Raw genomic sequence first — 25,002 nt, forward strand, 5'->3', positions numbered from 1 at the left:
TCGCGCCCGGTTGGCGCGTAAAGCGATGAATGCGCAGCCTGATACGTTGCGGCTTCCGCAGGGTATTGCCATCGCACGAGCCCGCGCATAGCGTTCGCGTCAGTCGCCGGGTGCGCAACACATGCGTACGCCGCGGCTCCAATGCGCCGCGCCCACCGACAGCGGCGTTCCGGGAGGGTAGGAACACACATGCACCGACCACGCCTGATCCAGGGCCTGCTCGCGGCCGCGGCCTGCGCCGCGCTCGTCGCGACCGGCCCCGGCACGGCCGTCGCGGCGGCCACGGGCTCGCCGGCCGGAGACCATCCGGCCCCGCTCGAAGCATCGAAGGTGGCCACGCGCGCCCACGCCGTCGCCGCGACCCGCACGCACAGCACGCCCAACGCGCTGCTCAAGGAGCTGTTCGTCTCCGGCGTCGAGGACATGCCGCAGGCGCCGGCCGTTTCAGCGCTCTGCCAGTCCTTCCTCGGCGGACCGAACCCTTATGCTCCGCTCGCGCCCGACGTCGACGTCATCAAGGGCGACACGGTCGTGCCGACCGGCAGCCAGGCCGGTTGCGACGCGGCGCAGAACGAGACCAGCGTGGCGCAGAACCCGTGGAACCCGCGCAACCTGGTCGCCGCCTCCAACGACTACCGGGTGTTCAACACCCGCGAGCAGCGCAACGACGCCTCCGGCTGGGCGTACACCAGCTTCGACGGCGGTAAGAGCTGGAAGAACGTGCTCGCGCCGCACCTGACCTACCAGACCGGAGCGACCGCCCCGCTCTCGCTCTCGGACGCGGCCGGAGACCCCGCGCTCGCCTTCGGCCCCGGCAACACCGTGTACTACGCGAACCTGGTCTTCTCGCGTTCGGCCCCCGCGAACGGCGGCTCGCAGTCCGCCAGCGGCGTGACCGTGTCGGTCTCCCACGACGGCGGGCGGACCTGGGGCCAGCCGAGCATCGTGCACCTGGACGGCTTCAACGCCGACGGCACCGAGGGCGCCACGAACATCTTCAACGACAAGGAATGGATCGCAGTCGACCCGCACAGCGGCGCGGTCTACGTGACGTGGACTCAGTTCACCTTCGACTCCTCCGGCAACTACCTCGAGTCGCCGGTCGTCGAGGCGAAGTCCACGGACGCGGGCAGGCACTTCTCCGCCCCCGTGCACATCTCGCCCACGCTGGCGGGCTTCACCACCGGCATCAGCCCGTTCGGCACCGGCACCAACCCGGTCGTCGCGAACGACGGCACCCTGTACGTCGCCTACGAGGACTCGGTCTGCCAGAGCGCGGCGTGCAACGCGCCGGCCGACCACGACGCGGTGATCGTCGCGGCCTCCCGGGACGGCGGGCGGACCTTCACCAACCAGGAGGCGGCGAGGGACTTCGACTTCCCGGTCAACGCCGACATCGGCAACAACGCGCTGACCGGGGAGAACTTCCGGATCAACTCCTTCCCGCAGCTCGCCTACGACCGGGTGGAGAACCGGCTGTACGCGACCTGGGCCGACGACCGCAACGGAGCCTACGACTCGTCCGGCGCGTCCGTGCGCACCGACGGGAACAGCTTCCTGATCTCCGCCGACGCGCGCCGGTCCGCCGCGCCGTCCTGGTCCGCGGCCGTGTCCGTGGGAGCCGGGAGCGACGAGGTGTTCCCGGCCGTGGCCGCGTACGGCGGGCACATCGCCGTGAGCTACTACACCCGCTACTACGACCCGGCCGGCATCGGCGTGGACTTCGCGATGACCTCCGGCAACCGCTGGTCGATCGCGCACGACCCGCAGCGGCGGCTGACTCGCCAGACCGAGAACCCGCAGGTGCAGTTCGTCTCGCTCGGCCTGCTGACCGGCAACGTGCTGCAGGGCGCGTTCATCGGCGACTACACGGCGATCGCGATGGGCGCGGACCTCGACGCTCACCCGGTGTGGACCGACTTCCGCGGCAACCCCGGCGTGAACGACCCGAACCAGGACGTCGCGACCCGGTCGGTGCCGATCCTGCGGTAGCGGCCCCCTGAAAGAAATCCGATCACCGTGCTCTGATCAGCGCGTCCTGATCAGCGCGTCCTGATCAGCGCATCCTGATCATGGGCGAGGCCCGCCTGCCGCGCGGCAGGCGGGCCTCGCGCTTGGCTCAGCCGACCGGTTCGAGCGCCTGCACGGCGCGGCGGCGCGCACCGACCCCGGCGGCGCGCCGGATCAGTGCCGCGTACGAGGTGAGCATCCGGCGTCGGCCGAACCGCGCGCGGGCGGCCAGCAGCGCCGGGGTCAGTTCGCCGCGCCGGGCGGCGGCCTCGGACCAGGCCGCCGCGATCGCGCCGGCGTCCGGCGGGGTGAGCAGGCCGAGCCCGGCGGTGATCGACGCGCAGTCGCCCACGTCCGTGGCCACCGGGACCGCCCCGCACAGCAGCCCCTCGATCAGGCACAACGGGGCCGCCTCGCCGAACGCCGAGGTGAGTGCGACCACGTCCGCGGTCGCGTACAGCGCCTGGGGGTCGTCGCGCACGCCGAGCAGATGAATCCGGTCGCAGCCTTCGAGCCCCGCGACACGCAGATCGGCCAGCAGCCACTCGTTGCCGGGTGTCATACCCGTGCCGCACATCAGGACGTGCGCGGACGGATGCTCCGCCAGGAAAAGCGCCGCGGCGGCGAGGAACAGCGACACGTTCTTCATTGCGTCGTAGCGTGCCGCGAACGCCACGACCAGAGCATCGTGCGTTATGCCGAGCGCGCCGCGCATGCGCGTGCGAGCCTGCCCGTCCGGGCGGAACCGGCGCAGGTCCACCCCGTTGGGAATCACGTGCAACAGGCCGTCCGGCAGGCCCACCGCGCGGTAGGCGGACCTCGTCGACTCGGCGCAGCACACCAGCGCCGCGATGCGACCCGCGTCCACGGCCGTGCGCAGCTGCGTCAGCGCCGAGCCCTGATTCTCCGGATCCGAGCGGTGCAGGCAGGTGACGACCGGTCCGCCCCACCCCGCCTGGTTGACGAGGCGCAGCGGTTGCTCCTTGAGCGTGAGCACGACGTGCGCGGCCGCCGCCTGCTGCCGGAACAGCGCCAGTTCCCGTTCGTCGAACGCCGCCGGTCCCCGGTCGCCGTCGCGTAACGCGGTGACCGGGATGCCCGCCGCCACCAGCCGGCGATAGCAGGGATCATCCTGCATCCACTGGAACGTGGCCTCGCGGTATACCTGGCCGAGGATGCTCAGCACACGGTGCTGTTGGCCGCGGTCGTGCAGACCCGCGAGCACGTCGGTGTGCAGAATGCGCGCGCCGCCGCGGAAGAAGCCTTCGTAGAGGGAGAGAACCCCGATTTCGTGTGACACCCGCTCATCGTGAGCGTTTCAAGCTGTTACTCGGATGTATCGGGGAAAACTCCGCGTGAACTTCCGTTCTCGCGGTGGAGCCGGCGTACCGCGCGACCCGCGCCTCACCGCGCCGAGCCGGCCGCTGTGCGCGCCTTCACCCGGTTCACCTCGCCCAGCAGCGCCGCAGCGGCAGCGCTGGTGGGATCGCTCGTCACGGTCACCGTCTCCCACGCCGGCACCTCCCCGGCCAACTCGATGAACCGCACCCTGTCGGTCTTCACCTCGTACGACCGCGGAACGAGCGCCACACCGAGATCGCAGGCGACCAGATCGAGCAGCGAGTGGACGTCGGTGACCTCCAGCGCGACGCGCCGCTCCACCCCGGCCGAGGCCAGCACCCGGTCCGCCAGGTCGCGGGTGCCCCAGTCCTGCGGGAAGTCCACGAAGCGTTCCTCGTCCAGGTCCGCGAGCTTGACCTGCGTGAATCCGGCGAACCTGTGCTCAAGCGCGCAGGCCAGCACCAGCGGCTCGCTCTCGAGCGCGTTGACGACCACGTCGTCCGGGCAGCGGGCCGTCCCGGGCCGGGAGACGAACGCGATGTCCAGCCGCCCGGTGCGCACCAGTTCGATCAGCTCGTCCGAGCCGCCCTGGCGCAGCCGGATCTCCAGGCCCGGATGCGCGGAGAGGAATCCGGCCAGCAGCGTCGGCAGGTGTACCGCGTGCAGGCACTGCAGCGAGCCGATCGAAAGCCGGCCACGCAGCAGGCCCTGTACCGCCGCGACCGCGTCCTTCGCCGCGTTGCTGGCCGACAGCGCGCGCAGCGCCTCGCCGAGCAGCGCCTGCCCGGCGGGGGTGAGCTGGACCTGCCGGGTGTTGCGCAGGAACAGCGGCGCGCCCAGTTCCCGCTCCAGCGAGCGGATCGAGGCGGAAAGGCCCGACTGCGCGATGTGCAGGCGCTTGGCGGCGCGGGTGAAGTGGCACTCCTGCGCGACCGCGACGAAGTGCTCCAGCTGGCGCAGTTCCATGGCCATCGCCCTTTCCGCCGGCGCGTCCGCCCGGCCGCCCGCATTGAGCAGCCGATGTGATGGACGGCATCAGTTTTTTCTGTTGGACAGCTTAATCCTGGGCAGGGAGGCTGGAACCGTACCGTGAAAGACCAGGAGGAAGTCCCATGCAGACTCGCCGCATCGGCGACGTCCAGGTCGGCGCCATCGGACTCGGCGGCATGCCGATGTCCATCGAGGGCCGGCCGGACGAGCAGCGTTCCATCGCCACGATTCACGCCGCGCTCGACGCGGGCGTCACCTTGATCGACACCGCGGACGCCTACCACCTGCACGCGAACGAGGTGGGTCACAACGAGTCACTGATCGCCCGGGCGGTGGCGAGCTACGGCGGGGACACCTCGGACCTGCTGATCGCGACCAAGGGCGGTCACCTGCGGCCCGGAGACGGCACTTGGACGCAGAACGGCTCTCCGGAGTACCTGAAGCAGGCCTGCGACGCCTCACTCAAGCGCCTGGGTGTCGAGGCGATCGGCCTCTACCAGTTCCACCGCCCGGACCCGCGCGTGCCCTACGCGGACTCGGTCGGCGCGATCCGCGACCTGCTCGACGCGGGCAAGATCCGCATGGCCGGCGTCTCCAACGCCGACCCGCAGCAGATCCGGCAGGCCGACGAGATCCTCGGCGGCCGGCTGGTCAGCGTGCAGAACCAGTTCTCCCCGGCGTTCCGCTCCAGTGAGCCGGAGCTGGAACTGTGCGCGCAGATGGACATCGCGTTCCTGCCGTGGAGCCCGCTGGGCGGAATCTCGAACGCGGGCGGCCTCGGCTCGCGCTTCGCCGCCTTCGCCGAGGTCGGCCGGGCGCACGGGGTCAGCCCGCAGCAGGTGTGCCTGGCCTGGATGCTGGCCAAGGCGCCACAGGTCGTCCCGATCCCCGGCTCCTCGCGGCCCGAGACCATCCAGGACTCGGTACGTGCCGTGGATCTGAAGCTCTCGGACGAGGAACTGGCGCGTCTCGACGCCGCGTGAGCTTCTGACAGACGCACAGACGCACAGACGCACAGACGCACAGACGCACAGACGCACAGACGCACAGACGCACAGACGCACAGACGCACAGGCGGCCGCGCGACGGTCCGGCGCGGCCGCCTGTTCCCGTATGCGTCGGCACATGGCAAGATCCGAACCCGGCACGAACTCAACAGGTTGGCCTGACAGCGCTGTCGTGGTCCCGCCATCCGGAACACGATATAAGAGAGTTGACGTATCCCATGCTCTCCGGCGCCGTACGCCGCGCCCTGCTCGCCCTGGCCGTCGGCGGCTTCGCCATCGGCACGGGCGAGTTCGTCGTGATGGGCCTGCTGCCGCAGGTCGCCTCCGACCTGTCCGTCTCGATCCCGCGCGCCGGCGAACTGATCTCCGCGTACGCACTCGGCGTCGTCGTCGGCGCGCCGCTGCTGACCGCGGCCACCGTGCGCTACCGGCGCAAACCCGTGCTGCTGGTGCTGATGGGCTGGTTCGCCCTCGGCAACGTGCTCTCCGCGCTCGCCCCGAGCTTCGGCCTGGTGCTGCTGGCGCGGTTCGCAACCGGTCTGCCGCACGGCGCCTTTTTCGGCGCCGGGGCGGTGGTCGCCGGATCGCTGGTGGAGCGGACCCGCAGCAACAGCGCCATGGCGGTGATGTTCGCGGGCCTGACCGTCGCGAACATCGTCGGGGTGCCGCTGACCACGATCCTCGGCCAGCACGCCGGCTGGCGGCTGGTCTACGCGATCGTCGGGCTGATCGCGGGCCTCGCGGTGCTCGCCGTCGCGCTGGCCGTGCCCGCCGACGCGGCCGTGCGTCCGCAGCATCCTGACGTGGTCCCCGGCACGCGTCCCTCGCTGCGCGGCGAGCTGCGCGCGTTCGCCAAACCCGAGGTCTGGCTGGTGCTCGGCGTCGCGATGATCGGCGGCGGCGGGCTGTTCGCGACCTTCAGCTACATCACCCCGATGATGACCGGCATCACCCACTACGCCGACTCCAGTATGACCTGGCTGCTCGCGCTGTTCGGCCTCGGCATGACGGTCGGCAACCTGGTCGGCGCGCAGCTGTCGGACCGCTTCCCCGCCCGCACGCTGCTGTTCTCGCTGGGCGCGCAGATCGCGGTGTCCATCGCCTTCCTGGCCGCGGACCACAACCGGGTCACCGCCGCCGCGGCGATCTTCCTGTTCCCGCTGTGCTCCCTGGCCGGGCTGCCCACCCTCCAGGGGCGGATCATCGCGCTGGCCGGCGGCGCGCCCAACCTGGCCGCCGCCTCCATCCAGGCGGCCTTCAACATCGCCAACTCGCTCGGCGCCTACCTGGGCGGCCTGGCGATCGCGGCCGGCTTCGGCTTCGGTTCGCCCAACGCCGTCGCCGCGCTGCTCGCCGTCGCCGGCCTCGCGCTCGCGGTGGCCGCGGTGCGCGTCGAACGCGGCGGCGGCGCGGTGGTCCCCGCGGCGCCGCGCAGTGAGGCGCCGAGCAGTGAAATCGGTTCCTTGCCGCCGGGTTTCGAGCACGAGAGGATCGGCGCGTGACGACGACGTCCCCCACCACCTTCGGCATCATCGGCAGCGGCTGGCGCGCCGAGTTCTTCGTACGGCTCGCCGCGCTGCTGCCCCAGCGGCTCACGCTCGTCGGGGCTGCCGTGCGCCGCGAGCAGACCGCGCAGCACGTGGCGGCGAACTGGCACGTGCCCGCGTACCTCTCGCCGCAGGAGCTGTTCGCCAAGCAGCGTCCCGAGTTCGTGGTCGCCAGCGTGAGCTGGCCGTCCACGCCGGTCGTCACCGAGGCCGCCGTCGAGGCCGGTATCAGGGTCCTGGCGGAAACCCCGCCCGCGCCCGACGCGGACGGCCTGCGCGCGCTGTGGCAGCGGGTCGGCGCCCGGCGCATGGTGCAGATCGCCGAGCAGTACCTGTTGCTGCCCGGGCACGCGGCCCGCCGCGAGATCGTCCGCCGCGGCGTGATCGGACGGCCCACCTCGGTTCAGGTCTCCTCTACGCACGGCTACCACGCGGTGTCCATGATGCGAGGCCTGCTCGGCGCCGGTTTCGAGCCGACGAGCGTGAGCGCGTCCCGTTTCTCCGCGCCGCTGCTCGACCCGCTGACCCGGGACGGCTGGAGCGGGGACGAGACGCCCAAGGACGCCGAGACCACGCTCGCCACGCTGGACTTCGGCGACGGCAGATCAGGGCTCTACGACTTCACCAGCAACCAGTGGCACAACCGGTTGCGGGCCCGGCGCATCGTGATCCGCGCCAGCCACGGCGAGATCACGGACGACACGGTGGTGCGCTGGGGCGGCCCGCGTACGGTGCTGCGCTCGCAACTCTTGCGCTCCCAACTGGGCCACGACCTCAACCTCGACGGGCACGACACCGAGCATCTCTCGTTCGACGGCGAGGTGGTGTACCGCAACCCGTTCCTCGGCCTGCGCCTTATGGACGAGGAGATCGCGATCGCGAGCATCCTGACCGCGACGGCCGACTGGGCACGCGACGAGGGACCGCAGCCGTACCCGCTGGCAGAGGCCTGCCAGGACCACCTGCTGGCGCTGGCGATCGACCGCGCCGCCGAGACGGGGGAGCGGGTCACCACGCAACTGGAGCCGTGGGCCGCGTGACGCGCCGCGCAGTGCGGGGCCGGCTACGCGACCGGCCCCGCACCGGGTGCGGCTGAGTGTTGCGCGAGAATCAGGCTCATGCGACGATTCTCGACGTCGAGCGCCTGAATACGCACCGCGACGCGCGAGCCCGGTTCGGGCCGCGCGGTCCAGGAGACCGGCCGGCTTATCCCAGCTCGCGCAGCCTTTCGCGCAGGAATCGCTGTTCCGCAGCGTTCTGCGTCAGCCCGATCGCGGCCTGATACGCCGCGGCGGCCTCGCCGGTGCGGCCCAGCCGCCGCAACAGGTCCGCGCGCACGACGTGGTAGACGTGGTAGCCAGTCAGCGGCAGCGCCTCGACCAGCGCGAGCGCGCTGCGCGGACCGCCGAGTTCGGCCACCGCCACCGCGCGGTTGAGCGCGACCACCGGGTTCGGCGCGAACTCCAGGAGCTGGTCGTAGAGCCGCAGGATCTGGCCCCAGTCGGTCTCGGCGGCCGAGGCCGCGTCGCAGTGCACTGCATTGATGGCGGCCTGGAGCTGGTACGGCCCGGGCCGGCCGCGCCTCAGGCAGCGGCGCACCAGGTCGTGCCCCTCGGCTATCAGTTCTCTGTCCCAGCGCCCGCGGTCCTGCTCGGCGAGTGGCACCAGCGCACCGTCCGGTCCGGTGCGCGCGGCCCGGCGCGCGTCGGTGAGCAGCATCAGCGCGAGCAGGCCCAGGGCCTCGGGTTCGTCCGGCATCAGCTCGGCCAGCAGCCGTCCGAGTCGAATCGCCTCCGCGCACAGGTCCTCGCGCAGGAGCAGTTCGCCGCTGCTGGCCGTGTATCCCTCGTTGAAAACCAGGTAGATCACCGCGAGCACCGCCCGCATCCGGTCCGGCAGGTCCGCCTCGCCGGGAACGCGGTACGGGATGTGGGCGTCGCGGATCTTGCCCTTCGCCCGCACCAGCCGCTGGGCCATGGTGGGCTCCGGGACGAGGAACGCGTGCGCGATCTGCGCCGTGCTCAGCCCGCCGAGCAGGCGCAGCGTCAGCGCCACGCGCGCCTCGGGGGCCAGAGCTGGATGGCAACAGGTGAATATCAGGCGCAGCCGGTCGTCCTGCACGGGTCCCTCCTGCTCGTCGTGTGGCGCCTGATCTCGGGTGCGGGCGTGCTCGAGCGCCGCCGCGGCCTGCCGGTCCTCGCGCGAGGCCTCGCGGCGCAGCCGGTCGATCGCGCGGTTGCGGGCGGTGGTGATGATCCAGGCGGCCGGGCTCGGCGGAGCGCCGTGCTGTGGCCAGCGCTCCGCCGCGACGGTGAAGGCGTCCTGCACCGCCTCCTCGGCCAGGTCGATATCGCCGAAAGCGCGCACCAGCACGGCCACGGCCCGCCCGTACTGCTCCCGGAAGACCTGTTCGACCAGAGTCCTGGGCGCGGCGGCCGGCGCGGCCACGACGCTCAGCGCCGCGCCGGCGCGCCCGCTGCCCCGGGCTCGGCGGGCGCGGATTCCGCCACGAACGGCCGCACCTCGATCGGCAGCGTGATGACCCGGGCGAGCTTGCGGCCCCATTCCAGCGCCGCGTCAAGATCCGGCGCCTGGATGATGGTGAAGCCGCCGAGGTACTCCTTGCCCTCGACGTACGGCCCGTCGGTCATCAGCACCTCGCCCTCCTTGTACCGCAGCACGGTGGCGGTGCTGGGGGCGTGCAGCCCGCCGTTGAAGACCCAGGCGCCGGCGTCCTTGGCCTCCTGGACCAGGTCGGCGACGCCCTTCATGATCGGGCCGAGGACCTCCGGCGGCGGCACCGGGCCGTGCGGGGTGTAGATGCTTAGCAGGTACTTGTTCATCGCGGGCGCTCCATGTTCTCGGGTCGCGGGCTGTTCTGGGGTCGGCGGCCCGTCTTGCGAGCGGGCCTTCACCCTCTATACGAACGGCCCGCGCCCGAATCGACAAACGCTGCGCCGCGAGATTGGCGCGCAGAGCGATTCTGCGCCCGCCGGCCCCCTGGCCGCGAGCCGGGCGCCGCGGTCAGACGGCGATGTTCAGGTACTGCACCTTCACCGGGTACCCGCGCGCGGTCGAACTGGTCGGGATCGGCACGAAGGAGACGATGCCGGATCCGCCGCACGGCAGGTTCAGCGAGGTCGGGATCGGCACCTTGACGAAGAACGAGGTGATGACGACGGGAGGGTTCGCCGTCGTGGCCACGGACGTGCCGGTGAACAGCGCGTCGATCTGGTCGGCGGCCGAACCGGTGAATCCGACGGCGGTGCTGGTGGGCGGCAGCACGGTGTACGCCTCGAGGTACTGGCCGGAGACCGGGTGCCCCGTCTGGCCCAGGGCGACCGGTCCCGGGCAGACGACCTCGATGGTCGGCGTGGTGCCCGAAGTGGGGCTGCCGGGGTTGACTGCGGCGGTGAAGTACATGTTCGGACCGACCGCGATCGGATCCTGGATCGGGGCGGCGGAGGCGGCGGGCGCCGCGAGTCCGGCGAACGCGAGCGCGGCGACGGTGGTGGAGAGCGCGCGTAGACGTGCGGTCATGAGACGACTCCTTCAGCGTTGAAGTTGTGCCAACCGGACGTGCGGACGTGCATGAGTGAGCGCGTGGCGACGAGTCGGGGTGTCGGGTGCCTGTGCCGGGGTGATGCACGGACACACGCGGATCGTCAGCGGGGAGCGTAGAAGAGCACTGAGTCCGCGTCAATGTCCGGCCGCGCGCCCGGGGCCCGAGCGGTGCCGACGCTCAGTCGGTGTGTGAAACCGCCGCGGCGAGCTTCTCCAGGGAGCGCGCGATGCCGAGCCGGACCAGCGGGCGCGTCAGGGGCCAGCCGAGGCGGCCGAGCAGGCCCAGCGGCAGCTCGATGTCTTCCGTCCAGGTCAATCGGCTCACGCCGGCTCCCGCATCCGCGACCTCGAAGGCGCCGGTGCCCTTGAGCAGTCTGCCGGTGTGATCGACCAGGCAGCGGTGCGGCGGATCCCAGACGGTGATCACCATCGTGTCGAGGAAGCCGACCGGTCCGATCCCGGTCCACGCCTCGATGCCGCCGCCCACGTGGCGCCCACCGTGCAAAGTCCCGCGAACGCGGGTGCCGAGCATCCACTCGCTCTGCCGCTCCCAGTCGGTCGTGGCATCCCAGACCTCCTGCACGGGAGCGTTGACGAGGACGCTGACGGAGAGATGCGCGGTCACGACGACGATTATCTCCCGCTAGGCCCGCGGCCGCACAGGCAGGTCGGCCGGCTGCGTCGGTCGAGGCGGCCGATGCAGCACGTCTACGGGTCGCTGCTGCACGACGAGGTTCGCGGCGTTGGAGCGGCCAGGTGGACTACGGCTGCAGGAGCCGGGCGAGTGGCTCTCTGATCGCGGCCGGGTGCAGGTTCAGCGCGTCGATATCCGCCGCCGTCACCCACATGAGCTTGTAGCTGTTCCTCGGCCCGTCGGCCTTCGCCTCATCCCCCGACAGTTCGGCTTCGCCACGGACGTCGGTCATGAGGAAGTACGAGGCCGGACGGCTGTTGTGTGTACCGGTCCACAATAGGCGGCCGATGGTCGCCTCAAGCGTCGTCTCCTCGCGCAATTCGCGCAGCGCCGCCTCTTCGTGGCTCTCGCCCTCCTCGACGTGACCGCCGGGCAGAACGGCGTAGTGATGTCCGGGACAGCGCGGTCCCGTCCACCCGCGATCCCCGCAGATCGCGCACTGCGACGACGTTTCATGCTGAAGGAACCGCTTAATGATCAGAACTCTGGGTCCGTCGACGACCACGGCGACTGCACGCGGAATAGCCATCCGGGCATGATGTCATTGCGCCGTGACGCGCACGATGGCGACCGACTCCGCGGGTAGCCGCACGCTGTCGCCGGACGACCGCACGGCCGCGGTCCGCTCTTCGTGCGGCTGCTGCGCGCCGGCGCCCTCGTCGGAGGCGAGCAGCACGGATTCGACCGGTCGGTCCAGCGGCACGCTGCGCGCCGCGTCCGCCAGGTTCACCGCGACCCGAATCCGGCCGCGCGTCAGAACGAGCCAGCGCTCTGCTTCGTCGAACGCGACACGCACCCGCGCCAGGCCCGGGTCGTACAGATCCGGCTCGCTGTGGCGCAGCGCGATCAGCCGCCGGTGCCAGTCCAGCAGCGCCCGGTGCGGCGCCTCGGCGATCTCGGCCCAGTCCAGCTTCGAGCGCGCGAAGGTCGCCGGGTCCTGCGGATCGGGAACCGAGCCGGCCTCCCATCCGTGCCGGGCGAACTCGCGCCGCCGCCCGTCGCGCACCGCCGCCGCGAGATCAGGCTCCTGATGATCCGTGAAGTACTGCCACGGTGTGCCGGCGCCCCACTCCTCGCCCATGAACAGCATCGGCGTGAACGGCGAGGTCAGCAGCAGCGCGGCGCCCACCCGCAGCAGGCCCGGGGAGAGCGCCGCGGCGATCCGGTCGCCGCCGGCCCGGTTGCCGACCTGGTCGTGGTCCTGGAGGAAGACCACGAAACGGTCCGCGCCCAGCAGGGCCGTGTCCACCGGGCGCCCGTGGCTGCGTCCCCGGAACGAGGACCGGGTTCCGTCGTGGAAGTAGGCCCCGGTGAGGGTCTTGGCCAGCGCCGCGATCGACCCGAAGTCCGCGTAGTAACCGTGCCGTTCCCCGGTCAGCAGGGCGTGCAACGCGTGGTGGAAGTCGTCATCCCACTGCGCGTGCACACCGTAGCCGTTGTGCTGCCGCGGCGTGATGATGCGCGGGTCGTTCAGGTCCGTCTCGGCGATGAGGAGAAGAGGGCGCCCCAGCTGGGCCGCCAGCGCGTCCACGGCGGCGGCCAGTTCTTCGAGGATGTGCACCGCGCGCGTATCAGCCAACGCATGCACCGCGTCGAGACGCAGGCCGTCGAGATGGAAGTCGCGCAGCCAGTGCAGCGCGTTGCCGACGACGAACGCCCGCACCTCGTCCGAGCCCGCGTCGTCGAGGTTGACCGCGGCGCCCCAGGGTGTGTGGTGTTTCCCGGTGAAGTAGGGTCCGAACTCGCCCAGATAGTTGCCGCTCGGCCCGAGATGGTTGTACACCACGTCCAGCAGGACGCCGATGCCGCGGGCGTGACAGGCGTCGATGAAGCGCGCCAGCCCGGCGGGACCTCCGTACGGCTCGTGTACCGCCCACAGCGCGACGCCGTCGTAACCCCAGCCGTGCCGCCCGGGGAACGCGGCCACCGGCATCAGCTCGACCAGGTCCACACCGAGCTGCGCGAGATGATCGAGCTTCGCGATCGCCGCGTCGAAGGTGCCCTGCGCCGTGAACGTGCCGACGTGCAGCTCGTAGATCACGCCGCCGGGCGCGACCCGGCCACTCCAGGCCGCGTCCGACCAGGGCAACCGGCCGGGTTCGACCACGCGGCTCGGGCCGTGCACGCCGTGCGGCTGTCGCCTGGAGCGCGGATCCGGCCGCGCCGGGCCGCCGTCGAGTGAGAACACGTAGTCGGTGCCCGCGCCCGCGGACGGCTCGTCCAGCTCCCACCAGCCGCCGCGCGCCGAGCGCTCCATCGGCACGCGCCGCTCGCCGAGCACCAGCTCGACCTGCTTGGCCTCGGGCGCCCAGACCTCGAAGAAGGTCACTGCCCGTCCTGCCCGTCCTGCCTCACCAGCAGCGCGACCGGCAGCGCGGCGGTGAGCCGTTCCAGCGGCAGGTCGTCGCCGAGTGCGCTGCCCATCTCGAACACCCGGCCCGTCAGCGCGCACCGCCAGGTCCCGGCGGGCAGCGCGAGCGTGGTGCCGCGCCAGCCGCCGGAGCGCTCCAGCGTCGCCGGCAGCCGGGTGGCCACGGCGGCCACGCGCTCGCCGCGCAGGAACGCCAGCACGTGCTCGGCGGCCGGCCCGCTGGAGAACAGCGGGGTCTGATTCGCCCGGGCGCCGAACCAGCCGGGCTGCTCCCGGCGCAGCCGCAGCGCCCGGCTGACGACCAGCAGCTTCGCCTCGGGCAACGACATCGGCTGGTCGGGCGTGAGCGCGCCGCGCGCGTCGAGCCGGTCGAGCCGGTCGAGCGCGGCGGCGAGGCCGGGGAAGTCGACCGGCCGCCGGTTGTCCGGGTCGACCAGTGCCTGGAAGTCGGTTTCTGATCCCTGATACACATCGGGGACGCCGGTCATGGTGAGCTGAAGCAGCTTCTGGGAGAGGCAGTTCGTCGCAGCGTACTGCGTCACTCGCGCGGCGAAGCGCTCGATCTCGCCGCACAGCGCGTCGTCGCCGAGCACCAGCCCGGCGAAGCCGAGCGCGGCCGCCTCGTACGCCTCGTCCGGCGCCGTCCACGAGGTGTGCGTCTTCGCCTCGCGCACGGCCTTGGTCAGATACGGCATCAGCCGGTCCGGCCCGATCGGCCAGCACGACACCAGGGTCTGCCACAGCAGGTACTTGAACTCCGTGTCAGGATACTGTTCGTCGGTGTCCGGACGGGCCCGCGCCAGCTCGCCCGCGCGGGCCTGCCAGCCGGCCACCGCCGCGGCCCACTCGTCGGGCAGCTCCGCGAGGACGGCGAGCCGCGCCCGCACGTCTTCGGAGCGCTTCGTGTCGTGCGTGGTCAGCGTCGTCATCGCGTCCGGTTGGCGCGCGTGCCGCAGCGCGCAGAACAGGTGGAAGTCGGCGGGGGAGAGCGCGGGGCTGGCGGGGTCGCCGCCCACGTCCCCGGCCATCGGCAGCGCGCTCCACCGGTACGTGGCCGTGTCCTCCACCCCCTTGGCCGCGACCGCGCCGGACACCTGCTGGAACCGGACCTGGAACTCGTCGCGCAACCGGTCGCGCGGCCCGATGCGGCCCAACGCCAGATCCCGCACCACCGCGAGCGTGTCGTACCGGTCCTCGGGCAGCATCACAGCAGCCTGCGACGTGGCCGCCTCCAGCAGCTTGACCGACTCGGCCGGCGGCGGCTCACCCGGGATCACGTACGCGCGGTAGACCGGCAGCGCGGTGAGCAGGGCCTTGGTCGCGTCACGCAGCCCGGTGTGCGTGTGGTCGTGCAGGTCGACATCGGTGCGGCAGATCGCGGCGAGCAGGTCCGTGAGCCGGTCGACCTCGGCGTGCAGTACCTGTTCGAGCACGAACATCTTGGACTGGCTCACCACGGTGCAGAAGTCCTCGGGCATGCCGGTCAGGCCGGCGTGCAGCGCCGTCAGCCGCGACGCGCCGGCCGGGTCGGTGAGCACGGCCGTCAGCGCGCGCAGCGCGTCGTACCCGGTGCTGCCGGCGCACGGCCAGTCCTCGGGCATCGTCTCGTCCGGCGCGAGGATCTTCTCCGCGACGATCCACGCCCCGGGCGCGGCCAGGTTCAGCCGGCGCAGGTAGCCGCGCGGGTCGGCGAGCCCGTCGACGTGGTCGATCCGCAGCCCGTCGAGCACGCCGTGCTCCAGCAGGTCCAGCAGCAGCCGGTGGGTCGCGTCGAAGACCGCCGGGTCCTCCACCCGCAGCGCGATCAGGGTGCTGATGTCGAAGAAGCGCCGGTATCCCGGTTCCTCCACCGCGACCCGCCAGTGCGCGAGCCGGTAATGCTGCGCCGCCACCAGTTCGGGCAGCGGCAGCTTCTCAGTGCCCGGACGCAGCGGGAATACGTGGTCGAAGTACCGCAGCACCGGCGCGCACTCTGGCACGGCCGGGTCGCCGCCGGGGTCGATCCGCAGTTCGCCGTCGCGCAGGCATTCGCCGATCCGGCGGCCGAGCACCGGCAGCAGCACCGCGCCGCCCTGCGCCGACCAGTCGATGTCGAACCAGGCCGCGAAGGGCGAGTCGGGGCCGTCGCGCAGCACCGACCACAGCGCGCGGTTGCCCGACTCGGGCACCGGCATGCCCATGTGGTTGGGCACGATGTCCGCGATGGCGCCCATCCCGTGCCGGCGCAGTTCGCCGACCAGCCGCCGCAGCCCCTCCTCGCCGCCGAGCTCGACGTTGATCTTGCCGTGGTCGACGACGTCGTAGCCGTGCGTGGAGCCCGGGGCCGCCTGCAGGATCGGCGAGAGATAGGCGTGCGTCACCCCGAGCTTCTCCAGGTACGGCACGACGGCCACCGCGTCGTCGAACGTGAACGCGGGAGAGAGCTGCAGACGGTACGTGCCTGCCGGATTCTCAGCCGACACGGCGCAGCACGATCAGTGAACGGGCCTCCACGATGGTCGTGGCCGAGGGCTTGAGCGTCGGGCGGTCGCTGAACAACGGCATCGCGGTGTCCAGTTCGCTCTCCCAAAGCTCCCCGTAGTCCACAGACGGCAGCGTAAACGCCAGCGGCTCGTGATGCGCGTTGAACAGCAGCAGGAACGAGTCGTCGCGCACCTGCTCGCCGCGGGAGTCCGGCTCGGCGATGGCCTGCCCGTTGAGGAACACCGTCAGAGACTTGGCGAAGCCGGCCTCCCAGTCCTGCCGGGCCATGACTGCTCCGTCCGGAGTAAACCAGCGGATGTCCGGCAGCGGGCTGCCGGTGTGCGGCAGGACCTTGCCTTGGAAGAAGCGGCGGCGGCGGAACACCGGATGCTCGGCGCGCAGCCTGGCCACCCGCCGGGTGAACTCCAGCAGCGTCTCGTGCTCGCGCGCGCCCTCCCAGTCCACCCAGCTCAGTTCGTCGTCCTGGCAGTACGCGTTGTTGTTGCCGCGCTGGGAGCGGCCCAGTTCGTCGCCGTGCAGGAGCATCGGCACGCCCTGGGACAGCAGCAGGGTGGCGATGAAGTTGCGCTTCTGCCGTTCCCGCAGCGCCAGCACGTCCAGGTCGTCGCTCTCGCCCTCGGTCCCGCAGTTCCAGGAGCGGTTGTGCGACTCGCCGTCCCGGTTCTCCTCGCCGTTGGCCTCATTGTGCTTGTCGTTGTAGGAGACCAGGTCGTTGAGCGTGAAGCCGTCGTGCGCGGTGACGAAGTTGATCGAGGCGATCGGGCGGCGCCCGTCGTCCTGGTACAGGTCGGAGGAACCGGTCAGCCGGGAGGCGAACTCCGCCATCGTCGCGTGCTCACCGCGCCAGAAGTCGCGCACGGTGTCCCGGTAGCGCCCGTTCCACTCGGTCCACAGCGGAGGGAAGCCGCCCACCTGGTAGCCGCCCTCGCCCAGGTCCCACGGCTCGGCGATCAGCTTGACCCGGGAGACCACAGGGTCCTGCTGCACCAGGTCGAAGAACACGGAGAGCCGGTCCACCTCGTGGAACTGCCGGGCCAGGGTCGCGGCCAGGTCGAAGCGGAAGCCGTCCACGTGCATCTCGGTGACCCAGTACCGCAGCGAGTCCATGATCAGCTGGAGCACGTGCGGGTGCCGCATCAGCAGACTGTTGCCGGTGCCGGTGGTGTCCATGTAGTAGCGCCGGTCGTTCTCCACCAGCCGGTAGTAGGCGGCGTTGTCGATGCCGCGGAAGGAGAGCGTCGGACCGAGGTGGTTGCCCTCGGCGGTGTGGTTGTAGACCACGTCGAGGATGACCTCGATGCCCGCCTGGTGCAGCGCGCGCACCATCGCCTTGAACTCCTGCACCTGCTCGCCGCGCCGCCCGGTGGCCGCGTAGCCGTTGTGCGGGGCGAAGAAGCCGATGGTGTTGTAGCCCCAGTAGTTGCGCAGTCCGGCCGACACCAGCCGTTCGTCGTGCACGAACTGGTGCACCGGCATCAGTTCCACGGCGGTGACTCCGAGCGCGAGCAGGTGATCGATGATCACCGGGTGTCCGAGCCCGGCGTAGGTGCCGCGCAGTTCCTCCGGCAGGTCCGGGTGGCGCATGGTCAGACCCTTGACGTGCGCCTCGTAGATCACCGTCTCGTGATACGGCGTGCGCGGGCGCCGCTCGTAGCCCATGCCGCCGTCCCAGTCGAAGTACGGGTTCACCACGACCGACCGCGGCGTGTACTGCGCCGAGTCGGCGTCGTTGCGCGACTCCGGGTGCCCGAAGCGGTAACCGTACAGCGACTCGTTCCACCGCACCTCACCGTCGATCGCGCGCGCATACGGATCGAGCAGCAGCTTGTGCGGGTTGCAGCGCACCCCGGACCGCGGCCGGTTCGGCCCGTGCACCCGGTAGCCGTACAGCTGGCCCGGGCCGACCCCGGGAAGGTACGCGTGGTGCACGAAGGCGTCCACCTCGCGCAGCCGCACCCGTTCCTCTTTCACGCCGCTGTCGTCGAACAGGCACAACTCGACGCGATCGGCAGCCTCGGAGAAGATGGCGAAATTCGTGCCGGCGCCGTCGTACACGGCGCCGAGCGGATAACCGAACCCGGGCCATACCTGCGTCATGCGCCCGAGCCCCCCTTTCGTTCGTTCGGACGGTCGTGAAGCACCGGGCTATTCGGCGACGACCAGGCCGGGCGCGCGATCCCAGCCGGCGAGTTTGAGCAGTTGGCGTTGCGGGGTGGACAGCGAGCGGGCGATCAGCTGGCGGTCCTCGCTCGCCAGCCGCCGGGCCGCGTTGACCATCGCCAGCAGCCCCTCGGCGCACGCGGCGCGCAGGCCGCTGAGATCCACCGACACATTGCCCTCGACCCGCGTGGCCGCCTCGTGCAGGGCCAGGCTGAACGCGTCCACGTCGGGGATGTCCAGCACGCCGGACACGCTCAGGCCGGGTGGTTCGTTCGTCGTGGTGAGGACCAGGGTGTCCTTCCGCGTGCTGCCTGACATGCGCTCGTCTACTCCGTCCTGCCGAACGGCTACTGCGCCGTGTGAGTGATCTCGGCTACCCCGATCGGCCTAACGGAAACGGTCCCGGTGGCGTGCAACTTTCCGTCCCCGCCGGCCCGGCCCCCTACGCCGCGGCGCCCGATCCCGCTGATGAGCAGGCATGCCGCCGCGTTCCGGCCGCACGGCGGGCGCATACCGCCGTTGACGTACGAAACCGCGTTCGTACTCTCACGGCGTCACAGCCGCGCGCAGCAGACGCGGCCGATAACGTCCGGAGGAGTCATGCGAGTTCGAATACCGCGCGCGGCCGCCCGCGTGCGGCGTACCCCCGCGCTGCGGATGCTGGTCGCCGGCGCGTGCGCTTGCGCCACTGCCGCGGCCACGGCGCTGGCGCTGGTGCCCTCGGCGCACGCGCTGTCCACCAACGGCGAGTACAACTACGCCGAGGCTCTCCAGGACTCGATGCTCTTCTACGACATCCAGCGCTCCGGGCAGTTGCCGCCGGACAACCCGGTGGACTGGCGCGGGGACTCGGACCTGTCCGACGGCGCCGACCACGGGGCCAACCTCACCGGCGGCTACCACGACGCCGGCGACCTGGTGAAGTTCGGCCTGCCCGAGGCGTATTCGATGACGATGCTGGCCTGGGGCCTGGTCGACTACGCCCAGGGCTATTCCGCGGCCGGCCAGACCCAGTCCGCGCTGGCGAACCTGCGCTGGGGCGACGACTACATCCTGTCCGCGTTCACCGGCCCGACGACGTTCTACGGCCAGGTCGGCGACGCGAGCACCGACCACGCGTACTGGGGTCCGGCCGAGACGAACCCGAACACCCGACCCTCGTACGCGGTCACCTCGTCGTGCGCGGGCTCGGACCTGGCGGGTCAGGCCGCCTCCGCGCTCGCCGCGTCCTCGGTCGCGTTCAAGACGGCGGATCCGAAGTACTCCGCGCAACTGGTCGCCCAGGCGCAGAGCCTGTGGAACTTCGCGAACAGCTACCGCGGCAAGTACAGCGACTGCATCACCGGCGCGCAGAGCTACTACACCTCGTACAGCGGCTACTGGGACGAGTTGGTGCAGGGCGCCATCTGGCTCTACCGCGCCACCGGCACCGCCAGTTGGCTGACCACCGCGCAGAGCGACTACGCGAACCTGCCGCTGGCCAGCCAGTCGACGCTGCACGAGTACAGCTGGACGATCAACTGGGACGACGTGAGCTACGCCGACTACATCCTGATGGCGCAGATCACCGGCCAGTCCCAGTACGTCGCGGACGCGGAGCGCTTCCTGGACTGGTGGACCACCGGCGTCGGCGGCTCGAAGGTCGCCTATTCGCCGGGCGGTGAGGCATTCCTCGACCAGTGGGGCTCGCTGCGCTACGCCGCGGACACCGCGTTCGCAGCGCTCGAATTCAGCGACTACCTGACCGCCAAGTCCCTGGACCCGACCCGCGCCGCGACCTATCACAGCTTCGCGGTGGGGCAGATCAACTACATTCTCGGCGACAATCCCAACCACGAGAGCTACGAGGTCGGCTTCACCAACGGCGGCGCCAACACCGCCTGGCCGAAGAACCCGCACCACTCCACCGCGCACGACCCGTGGTCGAACAACCTGAGCACCCCGGCGCAGACCCGGCACCTGGCCTACGGCCTGCTCGTGGGCGGCCCGACCAGCGCGAACGACGCGTTCACGGACGACCGGACACAGTATCAGTACACTGAAGGAGCACTGGACTACAACGCGCTGTTCTCCGGCGCGCTGGCCCGGCTGACCGAGCAGTACGGCGGCACCGCGGTGTCGAAATTCCCGAAGGCCGAGCTGCCCGACGGCCCGCAGCAGTACGTGCAGGCCGCGATCAACAATCAGGGCTCGAACTTCATCGAGATCAAGGCCCTGATCAACAACCAGTCGGCCTGGCCGGCGCGCGCGATGCCGAACGCGAGTTTCCGCTACTACTTCACCCTCGACCCGGGCGAGACGGCCTCGCAGGTCACCCTCCAGTCCTCGTACAACCAGTGCCAGGCGCCCAGCGCACCGACGCAGTACTCGGGCAGCACGTACTACATCACGATCTCCTGCTCGAACCTGAACCTCGAACCCGACGGCGAGGCGGACTACACCAACATCGACTACCAGGCGCAGGTGCAGTTCCGGATCACCTTCCCGGCGGCGCACAACCCGGCCGAGGACTGGTCGTTCCAGGGCATCCCGACCACGGTGAACGCGACCCCGGTGACCGTGGGCGACATCACGCTCTATTCGGGCAACACGCTGGTGTGGGGCAGCGCGCCCGGCAGCGTGGCGCGGCCGGGCACGCCCGGGACGCTGACCGCGGGCGTCGTCACCCCGACCGGTGCGACGCTGAGCTGGACGGCGGCGACGCCCGGCGGCAACCCGTTGGCCGGATACGACGTGTACACCTCCTCCGGCACGCTGGTCGCGACCGTGGGAGCGTCGACGACCTCGTACAAGGTCGCCGGGCTCAACCCCAACCGCACCGCGCCATACGGGTACTTCGTCACCGCGGTCGACACGCAGGGCGAGAGTTCCGCGGCCTCGAACGTCGCGCAGTTCATCACCTCCGGCTACACCTCGCAGGCGGCCTCGGCGAGTACCGCGCCGTCGACGCCGGGCACGCTGCTGGCCTCCGCGGTGACCGGCGGCGGCGCGACGCTGAGCTGGTCGGCCTCGACCCCGGGTAGCGCCGCGGTGTCCGGCTACCAGGTGTATCAGCTCTCACCGACGCCGAAGCTGATCGCGACCACGGCGGCGAGCGCGACCTCGTACGCGCTCACCGGCCTGTCCGCGGGCACCGAGTACGCGTACGAAGTCGCGGCGCTCGACGCGGCGGGTCGGACCTCCCCGGTGTTGCAGGCCGCCGCGTTCACCACGCTGGCGTCCGGGGTGAGCCCGTCGCCGAGCGCGTCGGCCTCGTCCTCGCCGTCCGCGTCGCCGAGCGCCTCGCCGTCCGCGAGCCCGAGCCCGAGCGCGAGCCCGTCCGCCTCGCCGTCGCAGTCCCCGTCGTCCTCGCCCTCGCCCTCGTCGAGCGGCACCGGCGCCGGCGGCTGCGTGGCGACCTACAGCCTGGTCAACAGCTGGTCCGGTGGTTTCCAGGGTTCGGTCACGATCGCCAACAACGGGACGAGCGCCATCAACGGCTGGACGATCAAGTGGACGTTCCCCGGCGATCAGAAGATCACCCAGCTGTGGAACGCGGGCTACACCCAAAGCGGTGAGCAGGTAACCGCGACGAACCTGTCCTACAACGCCACGATCGCCCCGGGAGGCTCGGTGAACTTCGGCTTCACCGGGACGTACGCCAACAGCGACGCCTCGCCGACCTCGTTCACCGTGAACGGCGCCGCCTGCCCGTAACAAGCCACTCGCGCAGGAAATGGGCCGTCCCCGGCATCGTGCCGGGGGCGGCCCTCGCGCGCCGGTGCGGCGCCGGCCCGCCCTCTTCGGCGCGTCGGCGGAGCGATTCCGACTACCTACCGTGTTGATCAGTTACATTCTGGATACTCTAAGTCAGTGGCGGTGTCTATCCCGCTTATGATCTGACGCATCGTCAGTTCAGTGTGCGCGTTGAGAAATCGCGCGACATGGGAGGGGACATTGGTGGCGAACGGAGACGAGGCTGCCTCCACCGCGGCGGGATCGACGAGCGGCGCCGGTGACGCAACGCACCCGCCGATGGCGATCAGCAGGCTCTTGATGACTGCCTATGTCGCGGTGACCGGCGTGGTGGCCGCGTTCGGCGGCGCGGCCGCGCTGGTGGGGCCGTTCGCGGACGGCGGGAAGACGGCGACCGTCATGACGGTGGTCCTGATGGCCGTGCTGGTCCTGCTCGTGGCCGGGGTGCTGGCGCTGGCCAGAGTGGTTCACATCAGGATCACCGGCTCGATCGGAGTGTTGGCGGGGGTCGTGGCGGTGGCCCTGGCGCTCGGCGGCACGATCGGATTCCTCCTGCGGCCGTCGAACTCGGGCGGTCACGCGGGGCCGCCCTCCGCCTCGCAGACGCCGGTCGGCTCCGTCTCCACCGCGCCGACCGCCACTTCGACATCAGCGGTCGCCTCGGCATCGGCCTCGGCTTCCACCGGGCCGTGCATCAAGCCATTGACCATCACTTCGCCGGCGGACGGCGCGAAGATCGTCGGTCATGCCGGCGTCGCGCTCACGATCGCGGCCTGCGGCCTCACCGCCGACGAGACGGGCTGGCTTTTCGATTATCAGGGCGGCACCTACGGTCTCGACAACGGCGGCCCGGTCGTCACGGCGAACGGGACGATCCCCTTCGTGGACACCCCGGTCGGCGAGACGGGCGATGTCGATCAGGAGGTGACGCTGACCCTCGTCCTTGCCGACTCCGCCTGCAGCAGCGCGCTCAGCAAGATCGACTTCGACAACAATCCGCCTTCCACGCTGCCGGCCGGTTGCCGGATCGAGAGCCGGGTCTCGGTGAGCGAGACGTACTGAAAACCCGGCGGCGCGCCGCAGGCAGGGTTCGACGAGGGTGCGTATGGCCGGGCCGGCCGGTGGTCCGGCCGGCTTGGGCGACCGGAAAGTCTCGATTCGGGCGGTAAAGGCCCGCCGCTGTCGCGACGGCGTGGCGGGCAGGCGCATGAATATCGGGAAAACGGGCACCTGGCGCTATCCGCGACCTGCGATAACGACCGAAGGGATGTCCGTATGGGAGCCATTGCCGCAGTCTTGTTCGCCGTAGCCTTCTTCATCAACGGCAGTGGGACTTCGACCAACGCCTGGTTCAGTCCCACCAGCCTGATGCTGGCCGGCCTGACCTGTCTGGCCCTGCACCTGCTCGGCGTGGGCACCGGCTGGTACTCGCGCCGCCGCTGAGCGGCCCGGGCCCCCGGCCGGCGCGCTGCCGACGGCCTAACGACGAACACCGATATACACCCACCGATGCTCCTTGATCAGACCCGCACCGGCTTGTAGGCGCCGGCTTGCGGCGCACACGGCAACACAGCCGCCCCCGGCGCAACGCCGGGGGCGGCTGCGCGTACTCGGGTCCTGCGCGACTGAATCAGAACCCTGCCTGAATCAGAACGTTGCCTGATTCGGACGCGCCCGAATCGGGCCGCGCCTCACCAACCGCGCCCGAACGAGAACAGCGACGGCTGGGCCTCCTGCGCCAGTTGCAGCGCCTGCTGCGGGAACCACGCCCCGGCCGCGGGGTCGTTCAGGCCCCACAGCGGGTCGAACAGCTGCCGGCTCGCCGCGTCCACCGGCCAGCCGGGCTGCGTGTACGCGCTGTAGTCCCAGGCCCGCACCCCTCCCGCGGCGTCACACTGCCCGTCCGACTGGCCCGGGATCTTCACCCACAGATACGCGTCGAGCAGCGGTACGCCGGTCTTCGCGGTGGGGCGCAGTCCGAGCCCCGACGCCGGGGGATTGCACCAGTTGCCCGAAACCAGCTTGGAGATCACGCTCGCCGGCTGGTTGTACGGCGCCGCGGCGTACGCCTGCATGTTGTTCGGACCCTGACCGTTGCGGCTGGTGTCGATCACGAAGTGCGTGTCGGCGACCGCGTCGCCCATGTTCTGCGCGTACCACTGGGTGGTCAGGCCCCACGTGCTGAAGTCGCCGGGAGAGGCCGGGTAGTACTGGCTCGCGCAGTCGGACGGCTGGTTGTAGGCCCAGTTGTTCGGGTCGGTGACCATCGCGATGCAGTCGGAGATCCAGGTGCCGTAGTCGATCAGCTGCGGGTCGGCCTGGTAGTTCGAGACGTTGAGGAAGAACCCCTGCGCCTGCCGCACGTCGCCGGCGAGCAGCCGCTGGGTCATGGTGCCCACCGACTGCCAGCCGCTGTGCGTGCCGTCGAGGTAGACCGCCGCGCCGGGGTCCTTCTCCAGCGCGCTCACCGCATAGTCGATCTCGGAGATGCGCTCGGCGTCGGTGAAGGGGTAGGCGGACGAGGTCTGGCCGCAGTTGGACGGCATGTTGCCCAGTGCGTCCGGCTCCAGGATCACCACGGTCTTCGCGCGGCCGATCCCGGCGGCCAGCGCGTCGATCCACGCCTCGTAAGCGCTCTGATCCAGCGCGCCGCCCGCGGAGTACTGCGAGCAGTCGCGGCCGGGGATGTCGTAGGCGACCATCACCGGGGCCGCGCGTTCGAACGCGGCCTGCCGGATCGTGTCGTGCGCCTGTTGGCGGACCTGTGCGGGTGTGCCGCCGGTGAACCACACGGCCTGCGGTGTGGCCGCCATCCGTGCCAGCAGCGCGGCGTCCCGGCCGTCCCCGCCGCGAACCAGTTGCTTGATCTGCGCGATCGCGCCGGAGGAGGGCGGCGGGACGAAGAACCGCGTGTTCGACGCCAGGCTGTGGCCGGGGGCGCCGGGGGCGTCCGCGGCCAGCGCCGCGGCGGGCGCGGCGGCCACGCTCGCGGCGCCCAGCGTGAGGGCGGCCAGCCCTCGCGTCGCGCGGCGGCCAGTTCGTGGGAACAAGTCGACTCCCTTGCGTTCTCGGGACTGTGTGAATGGACGCGGCTGTGCG

At 71.0% G+C, this 25,002-nt stretch carries 19 protein-coding genes; 7 read left to right on the top strand and 12 right to left on the bottom strand.

The window, feature by feature from the left end; genetic code table 11:
• Positions 1-189: 189 nt before the first annotated feature.
• On the top strand, positions 190-1,992 hold the full coding sequence (locus KGA66_RS10135; protein WP_211467076.1) for a sialidase family protein: 1,803 nt from the start codon (positions 190-192) through the stop codon (positions 1,990-1,992).
• A gap of 127 nt (positions 1,993-2,119) precedes the next feature.
• On the opposite strand, the gene KGA66_RS10140 is transcribed toward KGA66_RS10135, so the two are convergent.
• Together KGA66_RS10140 and KGA66_RS10145 are read right to left on the bottom strand one after the other, a co-directional pair.
• The gene (locus tag KGA66_RS10140) at positions 2,120-3,310 is read right to left on the bottom strand and encodes a glycosyltransferase (RefSeq protein WP_211467078.1); all 1,191 of its coding nucleotides are present in this window, start codon (positions 3,308-3,310) and stop codon (positions 2,120-2,122) included.
• A gap of 104 nt (positions 3,311-3,414) precedes the next feature.
• Positions 3,415-4,317 (bottom strand): LysR family transcriptional regulator, encoded by a 903-nt coding sequence (locus KGA66_RS10145; RefSeq protein WP_211467080.1) that lies wholly within the window; start codon positions 4,315-4,317, stop codon positions 3,415-3,417.
• A gap of 146 nt (positions 4,318-4,463) precedes the next feature.
• Between KGA66_RS10145 and KGA66_RS10150 the strand changes: the two genes are divergently transcribed.
• The 3 genes from KGA66_RS10150 (at position 4,464) to KGA66_RS10160 (ending at position 7,935) form a co-directional block, all read left to right on the top strand.
• Positions 4,464-5,324 carry an aldo/keto reductase gene (locus tag KGA66_RS10150; RefSeq protein WP_211467082.1) on the top strand — a complete coding sequence of 287 codons (861 nt, stop codon included), beginning with the start codon at positions 4,464-4,466 and terminating at the stop codon, positions 5,322-5,324.
• Positions 5,325-5,554: 230 nt separating this feature from the next.
• Positions 5,555-6,850 (top strand): MFS transporter, encoded by a 1,296-nt coding sequence (locus KGA66_RS10155; protein WP_211467084.1) that lies wholly within the window; start codon positions 5,555-5,557, stop codon positions 6,848-6,850.
• Positions 6,847-7,935 carry a Gfo/Idh/MocA family protein gene (locus tag KGA66_RS10160; protein ID WP_211467086.1) on the top strand — a complete coding sequence of 363 codons (1,089 nt, stop codon included), beginning with the start codon at positions 6,847-6,849 and terminating at the stop codon, positions 7,933-7,935. The genes KGA66_RS10155 and KGA66_RS10160 overlap by 4 nt, the downstream gene beginning before the upstream one ends.
• Positions 7,936-8,101: 166 nt before the next feature.
• On the opposite strand, the gene KGA66_RS10165 is transcribed toward KGA66_RS10160, so the two are convergent.
• The 9 genes from KGA66_RS10165 to KGA66_RS10205 form a co-directional block, all read right to left on the bottom strand.
• Positions 8,102-9,343, bottom strand: coding sequence for an RNA polymerase sigma factor (locus KGA66_RS10165; RefSeq protein WP_312886844.1), 1,242 nt, complete (start codon positions 9,341-9,343; stop codon positions 8,102-8,104).
• Positions 9,344-9,348: 5 nt separating this feature from the next.
• Complete coding sequence (locus KGA66_RS10170; protein WP_211467090.1) at positions 9,349-9,738, bottom strand: YciI family protein; 390 nt, start codon at positions 9,736-9,738, stop codon at positions 9,349-9,351.
• Between the two features lie 181 nt (positions 9,739-9,919).
• Complete coding sequence (locus KGA66_RS10175; protein ID WP_211467092.1) at positions 9,920-10,435, bottom strand: hypothetical protein; 516 nt, start codon at positions 10,433-10,435, stop codon at positions 9,920-9,922.
• Between the two features lie 202 nt (positions 10,436-10,637).
• Positions 10,638-11,084: an SRPBCC family protein gene (locus tag KGA66_RS10180; RefSeq protein WP_211467094.1), complete on the bottom strand. Its 447-nt coding sequence runs from the start codon at positions 11,082-11,084 to the stop codon at positions 10,638-10,640.
• 136 nt (positions 11,085-11,220) lie between these two features.
• Positions 11,221-11,682, bottom strand: coding sequence for an NUDIX domain-containing protein (locus KGA66_RS10185; RefSeq protein ID WP_211467096.1), 462 nt, complete (start codon positions 11,680-11,682; stop codon positions 11,221-11,223).
• A gap of 12 nt (positions 11,683-11,694) precedes the next feature.
• Positions 11,695-13,482, bottom strand: coding sequence for a malto-oligosyltrehalose trehalohydrolase (gene treZ, locus KGA66_RS10190; RefSeq protein WP_211467098.1), 1,788 nt, complete (start codon positions 13,480-13,482; stop codon positions 11,695-11,697).
• On the bottom strand, positions 13,479-15,986 hold the full coding sequence (gene treY / locus KGA66_RS10195) for a malto-oligosyltrehalose synthase (RefSeq protein WP_211467100.1): 2,508 nt from the start codon (positions 15,984-15,986) through the stop codon (positions 13,479-13,481). Before treY ends, treZ begins: the two co-directional genes overlap by 4 nt.
• Positions 15,976-18,105: a glycogen debranching protein GlgX gene (gene glgX / locus KGA66_RS10200; protein ID WP_211467102.1), complete on the bottom strand. Its 2,130-nt coding sequence runs from the start codon at positions 18,103-18,105 to the stop codon at positions 15,976-15,978. The genes treY and glgX overlap by 11 nt, the downstream gene beginning before the upstream one ends.
• 48 nt (positions 18,106-18,153) lie before the next feature.
• Complete coding sequence (locus KGA66_RS10205; protein WP_211467104.1) at positions 18,154-18,486, bottom strand: STAS domain-containing protein; 333 nt, start codon at positions 18,484-18,486, stop codon at positions 18,154-18,156.
• Positions 18,487-18,768: 282 nt separating this feature from the next.
• On the opposite strand from KGA66_RS10205, the gene KGA66_RS10210 reads away from it, so the two are divergent.
• The 3 genes from KGA66_RS10210 to KGA66_RS10220 all read left to right on the top strand — a co-directional run bounded on the left by KGA66_RS10210 (position 18,769) and on the right by KGA66_RS10220 (position 23,346).
• A complete protein-coding gene (locus tag KGA66_RS10210) occupies positions 18,769-21,864 on the top strand; it encodes a glycoside hydrolase family 9 protein (RefSeq protein WP_211467106.1) in 3,096 nt (1,031 codons plus the stop codon).
• Between the two features lie 243 nt (positions 21,865-22,107).
• On the top strand, positions 22,108-22,965 hold the full coding sequence (locus tag KGA66_RS10215; protein WP_211467108.1) for a hypothetical protein: 858 nt from the start codon (positions 22,108-22,110) through the stop codon (positions 22,963-22,965).
• A gap of 213 nt (positions 22,966-23,178) precedes the next feature.
• A complete protein-coding gene (locus KGA66_RS10220) occupies positions 23,179-23,346 on the top strand; it encodes a hypothetical protein (protein ID WP_211467110.1) in 168 nt (55 codons plus the stop codon).
• A gap of 248 nt (positions 23,347-23,594) precedes the next feature.
• Here KGA66_RS10220 and KGA66_RS10225 read toward each other — a convergent pair whose 3' ends face one another.
• Positions 23,595-24,953 (bottom strand): glycoside hydrolase family 6 protein, encoded by a 1,359-nt coding sequence (locus KGA66_RS10225; RefSeq protein ID WP_211467112.1) that lies wholly within the window; start codon positions 24,951-24,953, stop codon positions 23,595-23,597.
• Positions 24,954-25,002: the final 49 nt, after the last annotated feature.

It is taken from the genome of Actinocrinis puniceicyclus (assembly GCF_018283645.1).
GTDB lineage: Bacteria > Actinomycetota > Actinomycetes > Streptomycetales > Catenulisporaceae > Actinocrinis > Actinocrinis puniceicyclus.

Coding starts and splice junctions, on each gene's coding strand:
- KGA66_RS10135 (WP_211467076.1), top strand. CDS start 190: ATGCACCGACCACGCCTGATCCAGGGCCTGCTCGCGGCCGCGGCCTGC.
- KGA66_RS10145 (WP_211467080.1), bottom strand. CDS start 4,317: ATGGAACTGCGCCAGCTGGAGCACTTCGTCGCGGTCGCGCAGGAGTGC.
- KGA66_RS10150 (WP_211467082.1), top strand. CDS start 4,464: ATGCAGACTCGCCGCATCGGCGACGTCCAGGTCGGCGCCATCGGACTC.
- KGA66_RS10170 (WP_211467090.1), bottom strand. CDS start 9,738: ATGAACAAGTACCTGCTAAGCATCTACACCCCGCACGGCCCGGTGCCG.
- KGA66_RS10175 (WP_211467092.1), bottom strand. CDS start 10,435: ATGACCGCACGTCTACGCGCGCTCTCCACCACCGTCGCCGCGCTCGCG.
- KGA66_RS10185 (WP_211467096.1), bottom strand. CDS start 11,682: ATGGCTATTCCGCGTGCAGTCGCCGTGGTCGTCGACGGACCCAGAGTT.
- glgX (WP_211467102.1), bottom strand. CDS start 18,105: ATGACGCAGGTATGGCCCGGGTTCGGTTATCCGCTCGGCGCCGTGTAC.
- KGA66_RS10205 (WP_211467104.1), bottom strand. CDS start 18,486: ATGTCAGGCAGCACGCGGAAGGACACCCTGGTCCTCACCACGACGAAC.
- KGA66_RS10210 (WP_211467106.1), top strand. CDS start 18,769: ATGCGAGTTCGAATACCGCGCGCGGCCGCCCGCGTGCGGCGTACCCCC.
- KGA66_RS10220 (WP_211467110.1), top strand. CDS start 23,179: ATGGGAGCCATTGCCGCAGTCTTGTTCGCCGTAGCCTTCTTCATCAAC.